The organism is Catalinimonas locisalis (assembly GCF_038039535.1).
In the GTDB taxonomy this organism is placed as follows: Bacteria; Bacteroidota; Bacteroidia; order Cytophagales; family Cyclobacteriaceae; genus Catalinimonas.
The window spans coordinates 57968-65908 of record NZ_JBBPHP010000040.1 but is presented as its reverse complement, the minus strand read 5'-3'; the positions used below and the strand labels follow the sequence as shown (position 1 = coordinate 65908).

Below are 7941 nucleotides of genomic sequence, written 5' to 3'. Positions count from 1 at the left end.
AGATAGCAATACTTAAAATACTAAAGTTGCCGCCTAAAGGCGTGGGATTTCACCCATCCCAATAAATAGAGATTAATGTACTCATTTCAAGCCCCATTCTTGCCGGTATTGGGTTTTGCCTAGAACCACCAGTGCCAGTAGGAATTAGGAGTAGGCTCTCTATCCATTTTAAAAACACTTACCACATCAACGCCATCCCAGCGAACCTGCAGCTCTTTTCTGGTAATAATACCGTTGTGGAAGATGTCCATATAGTAAGTACCTTGTTGCAAACGAGAAAAATTAAACAATTTACGTTCCTGTTCACCGGCTTCTACCTCCACTTCCATCAGGGTATTTTCTTTTTCGTTTTTGAATTTGATCAGTACTTTATCCTCCTCAACCTGCGGTACCTCAAAGATGGCAGACTTCTTCTTATGCAGAGGGTACAATTGAGGATCAACCGTAGTAGTTGCGTAGCTGAAGGATGAGGCCAGCAACAATAAACCACTTATTGCGAAAAAAAAAGATATTGTTTTCATAGTGATTCCTTTTAGTAAATTGTGAATAACTGTTAAACTTCAGCTTATTATTCGTACAGAAGCTTAAAAAGCTCTTAAGAACACCTTAGAAAGTGCTTAGATTTTTGTACATTTTACTATGGAGTGTTAAGTAGTTTTCTGCTGTTCTATCCAAAAAGCCCAAATTTCAAACCTGCATATCCAGTTAATTATATTGAATTGGTCAAAATTTCTATAATCCATTTTTCTGATTATACGGTAACCTCCACCGATGTTAAGATCGACATATTGATGTAAGTTGATTTCCAAAAGGGCTGATTGCTCTATCAGAAAGAAGTTTGATTCTCCCAAACCGGCGTCTCCACTGTCGTGGTCCATCTGAACCTCACCTCCTCCAACATAAAGTGGAAAAGTGAGATGAAATAGTTTTTTAGATAAAAGGGTATACTTATAAGGCGAAGTAAATCTCTTTTCTATACTACCTTTCTACTTATGCTTTAGTATGACCAATAAGCCAACGCTTACCTCATTTTGTTAGTGAACATATATAGTAACGGTTATTATAATTTTAATAAGCATAATACATCGTAAACATTTACTGTTTGTTTAAGTTAATAATCAACAAATTAAACAAAATAAACTATGAGAAATCCTACCTATCTCTTCAAATCATCGCTTTTTTTGATGTTGACCCTTGTTTTATCCAGTGGTTGTGAAATGTTCCTGGATAGACTTGTAGATGAAATCAAAGACAAGCATGAACCCAAGAAAAATATCGTAGAGCTTGCTCAGGAGAATGATGATCTGTCAATTTTGGTGCAGGCGCTAACCCGCGCCGAACTTGTGGATGATCTAAGTGCAGAAGGCCCTTTTACTGTCTTTGCACCTGACAATGGCGCTTTTGAATCTCTTTTTGAGCAGTTAGGGGTACATGACATTTCTGAAATAGATAAAGATCTGCTTATTGAAGTCTTATTGTACCATGTAGTAGCTGCAAATGCACAAGCCAAAGATCTTGAAGACGGCATGAAGTTAAATACACTACAGGGAGGGGATGTTGAAATTGATATTGAAGGTGAGCAGGTATTTGTCAACCATGTGCAAGTCATCCAGGCTGACCTGAAAGCCACTAACGGTATTATCCATGTGATAGAAGAAGTGTTATTGCCCCCTGATGAAGAATCTCCCAATATTCGTTTATCAGAAAATGAAACATTCGGCACCATACTCGTGGATGGAGAAGGCAGGACGCTCTACTTCTTTACGCCAGATGTAATGGGTGAAAGTGCCTGTACTGGAGGTTGTATTGAGCGCTGGCCGGTATTTTACGAAGAAGAACTTATTGTAGGTGAAGGATTAAATCCTGATGATTTTGGCATGGTTACCAGAGAAGATGGCAAACAACAGACTACTTATAAAGGCTGGCCTTTATATCTTTTCCAAAATGATGCTGAAGCAGGAGATGTTGAAGGTGATGGTTTAGGAGGCGTTTGGTTTGTTGCTAAAAACTATGATGTATTTTTGGGTCAACAGGAAATTGACGGTACTTCTACAACTTATCTGGTCAATGGAGAAGGGCAAACCTTATATTATTTTGCCAGAGATGCATTTGAGCAATCTAATTGCAGTGGTGGATGTCTATCAGCCTGGCCTCCGTTTTATTCAGAAGAGTTGACCTTGCCATCAGCTTTATCAACTGAAGATTTTGGCATGCTTAGCAATGAAAACGGAGACAATTTTATTACTTACCGTAATCGTCCCCTATACTTCTTTGCCAATGATAATGAGGAACAGGGTGTGATCAACGGTCAGGGGCTCAATGATGTCTGGTTTATTGTTACTCCCGACATTGACCCTTTGATTCCTCCTACTATTGTGGAGATAGCACAGGCAAATGAAGACTTTAGTATCCTGGTAGAAGCTCTCGTCAAGGCAGAGTTAGTGGATGCCCTGAATCAGGAAGGCCCCTTTACAGTTTTTGCTCCCAACAATGAGGCCTTTGAGGCACTTTTTGAGACCCTGGGTGTCGGAGGCATAGATCACCTGACCAAAGAACAACTCACACCCATTTTACTTTATCATGTGGTAGAAGGAGCTGCGGTTTTATCATCACAGTTGGAAGATGGGCAGATGGTTACTACTCTTGCTCAAGAGGATGTGAAAATTAGTATTTCGGAAGAAAGTATAATGGTAAATGATTCTGATGTAATATTGCCTGATATAGAAGGATCTAATGGTGTAGTACATGTTATCAACCAGGTCCTGATTCCGCCAGTGGATAATTGATCTTTAAAAATTAAGTTTTTACTTATTACCATATAAGATCAGAAAGCAGCTTTTTTTTGAAAGGCTGCTTTTTTTTATTTAATCCATCTGATTTAATCTGATGTAAAAAAATTTATATCAATAGTAAGATTAAACAAAAGATAACTATCACAGAATAGCCAATGAAGTTCCGTTCGTTTTAAGTCACTATACGTAACATTTCCTTTTCAGTGAAGTTAGCAATGTCAAAGTTCTTCTTGATAGGACAAGCGTTTAAATGTCTTTCATACTACTTCAGAAAGAAATCGTTTGAAGTGAGTTATTATTTTATGTAACCTTAAGATACAGAATCATTGCCAGCTTCCTTGCAGTAGTAGCAATTACTGCTCCCCTACCCTGGTTTTTGCTAATCTATTGAAAAACTTTTTAAATGGATGATTTTTAGCGCTACCAAGGTGTAAAAAATCGGCTTAAAATAGTTTTCCAGGTCACCTTACAACCAAGAAAGAGACTTTTAACTTCGCAGTGGGTTTACAATAAATCAGTGGCCCCTGCAACTTCAGAAACTTAAAGCTCATAAGTGTAGGTAAGGGTATCAGTTAAAGCTTAATATACAACGGCTCAGTATGAGGGGAATTTGGAGCGATTCGTTATCTGTTACAAGCAAAGATTCTTAAAGGAGCAAAAGAGCTTAGACTTAGTAAGTCAAGCCATGTTATACTAATGTGTTGCTCCATAATTTGCTTTAGCTTATCAAGGCATATTCTTCTTTTCCACTGTCCATTCTTCCGATTGAGAAAGTCCACTGGGATCTCCAGTAAATAAGTTAGCTGCTTCGCTATCGCCTTTTAGCTGCCATTTGTACCATGCAGTAGCTACTCGGGCAAATTCTCCACCATGAGGCTGGCTATAGGTGCCTCCATGCCCTACATCCATGTTTGCCACAAAGACGGGTACGTGATTGATGCGCCTGTAATCATCCATGCCATTGTTGTAGGCGATATCCGACTCACCTCCTAAAAGATAAAGTGTAGGTGTATGCAATTTTTCAAGCTGATCTTTGGTAAGCTGCGGCATCCCAGGCATGCCATCTCCGGGCTTAGGCAAAATACCGCTGTTGCAAACCACTGTAGTCGTGATTCGGGGGTCAGGGGCTACTTCCAGCGTTTGCAAACCACCACATGACATGCCGCTCACCGCAATATTTGACACATCCACTTTTCCATAATAGGGACTGTCCTTGTCGCCATTTCTTGCAATAGCCCAATCTATAGCATCTATCAGTTGAAATGAGGTAGATTTACCCTTACCTTTTTCTCCTTCCTGGGGCATAGGACCAATAGCAATGACCAGAAAACCATGCGAAGCCACCTCGTTTAAGAAATTGACATGCTCCCAGGGGGAGTTGGCACAAGCACCATTGCCCCAGGCAATGATGGGTAATTTGTTGTTTTTGCCAAAAGTACTCAGGTCTTGCGGACGAAAGATGGTATGTGTGGGCAATGAAGAGTCAGTTTCCATGATGGCACTGTATTGACCGGTGCCACCATCTTCTACAATTCTAGAAGCCGCTTTCTGGGCGAATGAAGGATAGCTAAAAACGGATATGGACAAAGCCAAAATGATTAATAAAGCGTCTATTCTTTTCATTGTTATATCATTTCTAATCATTTAATCAGCGTTCATTTTTTATTCAAATAACTGGTAAGCTTTTTCAAGAAACAAAGGATAGACTCGTTCACTGCGAGCCATGTTGAGATAAAACAAAGCAATCATGTTGTTCTCCGGGTCTATGATGTAATCCGTACTATACAATCCGCCCCAGGCATAGGCAGTATTGGATACTTCTGGCACCGGTTTCTTCTGCGCATTATACAGTTCAAAGCCCAAACCAAACTGAAAGCCCTCTCCACCCGCATTCTTTTCCGGCAGTCGGTTGATGGTGGTCATGAGTTCTACCGTTTCGGGTTTTAAGATTTGCTGTCCATTGAAGGTCCCTTTGTTGAGCATCATCTGGCAGAATTTGGCATAATCTTCAATGGGACCATTCAAGCCAATAGCACCTTCGGCATAGGTCTGCTGCTGGCTGATGGTACCCTTGCTAAACATATTGGAAGTCGGTTCCAGTTTGCCATCTACCAAACTATAAGCTTTTACAAATTTACTTAAGGCTTCCGGTTCGTAATACCAATCCGTTTCGTCCATTCCCAGCGGTCCCAATACTGTCTCCTTGACATAGTCGCGCAAAGAATTGCCAGAAATACGCTCTATCATATACCCCAGCATGTTGGTGCTAACATGATAGCTCCACTCCGTTCCCGGATCAAAGCCAAGGGGGTATTTCACCAATGCAAGCATTTCTTCTTCAATGTATTTCGCATTGAAATTACCTCCAAAACTATGTTGACCACTGGGGACGGTGTCCGGTTCCCTCCTGACCAGACTATCAGGCACGCCAGCCTTCTGCCTTTCAGCACGGCGAATATCGCCCACTAGCCCGGCATTCAGTCCGGAAGAGTGTGACATCAGGTGAGCGAAAGTCATGGGGGAGGCTACCGGACTGGTTTCATAGGTTCCATCTTCGTGTACTTCAGTCACTACCTGATCTGAAATTTCAGGAAAATATTGAGAAACCGGATCGTTTATGTTCACCAGCCCTTTTTCCACAAGGGTCATGAAAGCCACGGTTGTAATGGCTTTAGTTTGCGAAAAGAGGACATAATAGTCGTCCGCCGTGGCAGGAATCTGGTTTTCTATATCTTTCCAGCCAAAAGCTTTGTGATAAACCACCTGTCCATCTTTGGCCACAAAACCTACCACGCTGCTGACCTTCTCCTGATCTACAAAAGACTGAAGCAGGGAATCTACACTTGCAATTCTATCAGTGGTTGTACCGGCTTTTTGCAGATCAACCTCATGATTCAGACTTTGAGGTCCAGCCAGATTTTCCTTCATGGTATCGCAGCCCAGTGCGAAAATGAAGAGGAACAGTGTAGTGATTACATTGATTTTTTTCATCGGAATAATGTACAGCTTTAAACTCAAAAACTACAGAGCCGACAGAAATTCCATCAGCACTTCCACCGTTTGTTCCAGTTCGTCATGGTGCAGGTTGTGGCCGGCTCCATCAATATGTACGAGCTTACCTTTCTGTATCACGCTAGCCGCTTCTTCATTGGTTTGGCGGACTTCGGGTGCCGCATCCGCTTTGAGTACCAGTGTGGGAACTGGAATCTTTGCCAGCGCATCTCCGGTCCTCATGGTGCCTGACATGGCCTGCCAGGCTTCGTCCGTATAGGCGCCGTGGTACTGCTTTTTGGAGAGTGCCCAGTACTGACAATCCACCGCATCCCATTTAGGAGAGTTGCGCTGGCAGGTGGCCACTAAATCATCAAAGCGATAGTTGTTCTGCGCCACCAGTGTTTCGGGAGCACCAAACATATTTACCGAAAGGCGATCCGGTGCCTGGCTTTCATTTTGCGGAGCTTTGGGCGGAGCGTCACGTCTGTTGTTGCGTGCTCTTTCACCGGGAAAACGTCCAAGCATGGGATCCAGCATGATGATGGCTTTGGCCAGCTCAGGATATTCCGCACCTACCCGCATCACCGTGGCAGCGCCCATGGAGTGACCCATCAGGATAGGTTTTTCAAAACCCATGACTCGTACAAATTCCACCACGTCTTTCACCAGTGTCTCCCCATCATCCGAGGCAGTGAAGGGATCGGATAGGCCGTGTCCGCGCGCATCCACCATATATATATCATACTTATCCTGTAGTTTCCAGGTCAATGTGGTCCAACTGAGTCCGATATCCGTTACGCCATGAACCATCACCATGACGGGCTTCTCCGGTGCAGTAGTAGCATGGTAGTAGTGAATGCGAATTCCATTGGCATATACATACCCATCAGACCACCCCTCGGGGATGCCTGGAGGCTGAGCACCAGCGCTGGAAAAAGATAGTAGCGTAAGCAGAGATAAGCTGAACAGGTAGCTTTGGACTACCCTCCTCTCACTCATATTACTTTTGTCTTTCATTTTCATATGAACAAAAAATTACGATCAATATCGTGTATATTTATCAAAGACAGTAATCACCGGCAACACATTTCCTTCTTTGTCAAAGTAACTTCTTGTACCCCATCGTCCGACAGCTGGTTCCCACCAGAAAACACCTTTTCCTTTATTATCCGGTGTGTTTAACACAATTCTGTTTACTTCTTCCAGAAACTGTTTCTGACCTTCCGGGGATTCCGGAAAAGGAGGTGCTTTTTCTTTATATTCTGTAGGGGTCCAGTTGTAGGCCACTTCCACCAGTATGATATCTTTTTTATACTCCGTGGCCATAAAATACATATTTTCCTTCAAATCAAGTAATGAGCCGTGCCACCAGGGGTAATAGGATTGCCCAATGATATCGTAGCGGATATTGTACGTATGAAAATTGTCAAACCAGTTTTTGGTAAATTCTTTATTTCCTCCTCTGTCAATGTGGACCATTATGCTTGGACAGGGCTGGTCACCACAACTGGCCAGAACTCCGTTGATACCTGCCTGCTGTAATTCAGCAAAGTTATCCCAGTTATCGGGTAATTTTCCATGAGGCCACATGAACCCATTGCTGATTTCATTACCTACCTGCACCATGTCGGGATAGACTGATGCATCTTTGAAGGCGGTCATCGTTCTGAGCGTATAGTCATACACTGAATCTACCAGCACTTCAAATGACAGATCCTCCCAGGCTTTAGGAATGAACTGCTTACCAGGATCAGCCCAGGTATCGGAATAATGGAAATCCAGCAGGAATTTGTAGCCCATTTCCTTGGCTTCCTTTGCTAAAGCCATCGTATAGGCAAGATCGTTAGGCAACTCGTTAGGCGTATGAAACAGGCGCAGGCGAATCCATTGATAGCCATGCTCTTTGAACATTTCAAGGCCAGGCTTCACTTCTCCATTTTCTTTAAATTCAAATCCATTGTCTTCGGCCAGCTTCAAAAAAGACAAGTCAGCGCCAACGGCATAGTCCTGGGCATGCACTAGTGAATGAGCTGACAAAAAAATTAAAATAAGAGATAAATACAGTTTAGATTTCATTAGGTAAGAATTAAGTGTTTTAGGTTTAAATGATACAAGTAAATATTAGTCCTAGGTATTAAACCATTTACAATTTTGG

At 42.4% G+C, this 7941-nt stretch carries 6 protein-coding genes; 1 reads left to right on the top strand and 5 read right to left on the bottom strand.

Annotated elements, in window-relative coordinates:
* Window positions 1-119: 119 nt before the first annotated feature.
* Window positions 120-521 carry a hypothetical protein gene (locus WJR50_RS28065; protein ID WP_341296639.1) on the bottom strand — a complete coding sequence of 134 codons (402 nt, stop codon included), beginning with the start codon at window positions 519-521 and terminating at the stop codon, window positions 120-122.
* 621 nt (window positions 522-1142) lie between these two features.
* On the opposite strand from WJR50_RS28065, the gene WJR50_RS28060 reads away from it, so the two are divergent.
* Complete coding sequence (locus WJR50_RS28060) at window positions 1143-2786, top strand: fasciclin domain-containing protein (RefSeq protein ID WP_341296638.1); 1644 nt, start codon at window positions 1143-1145, stop codon at window positions 2784-2786.
* A 732-nt stretch (window positions 2787-3518) separates the two neighbouring features.
* On the opposite strand, the gene WJR50_RS28055 is transcribed toward WJR50_RS28060, so the two are convergent.
* Genes WJR50_RS28055 through WJR50_RS28040 form a run of 4 tightly spaced genes read right to left on the bottom strand, consistent with a single transcriptional unit; the run spans window position 3519 to window position 7862 of the window.
* Complete coding sequence (locus WJR50_RS28055; RefSeq protein WP_341296637.1) at window positions 3519-4415, bottom strand: alpha/beta hydrolase family protein; 897 nt, start codon at window positions 4413-4415, stop codon at window positions 3519-3521.
* 39 nt (window positions 4416-4454) lie between these two features.
* Window positions 4455-5783: a serine hydrolase domain-containing protein gene (locus tag WJR50_RS28050; RefSeq protein WP_341296636.1), complete on the bottom strand. Its 1329-nt coding sequence runs from the start codon at window positions 5781-5783 to the stop codon at window positions 4455-4457.
* A gap of 30 nt (window positions 5784-5813) precedes the next feature.
* Window positions 5814-6809 carry an alpha/beta fold hydrolase gene (locus WJR50_RS28045; RefSeq protein ID WP_341296635.1) on the bottom strand — a complete coding sequence of 332 codons (996 nt, stop codon included), beginning with the start codon at window positions 6807-6809 and terminating at the stop codon, window positions 5814-5816.
* An 18-nt stretch (window positions 6810-6827) separates the two neighbouring features.
* A complete protein-coding gene (locus WJR50_RS28040) occupies window positions 6828-7862 on the bottom strand; it encodes a glycoside hydrolase family 53 protein (protein WP_341296634.1) in 1035 nt (344 codons plus the stop codon).
* Window positions 7863-7941: the final 79 nt, after the last annotated feature.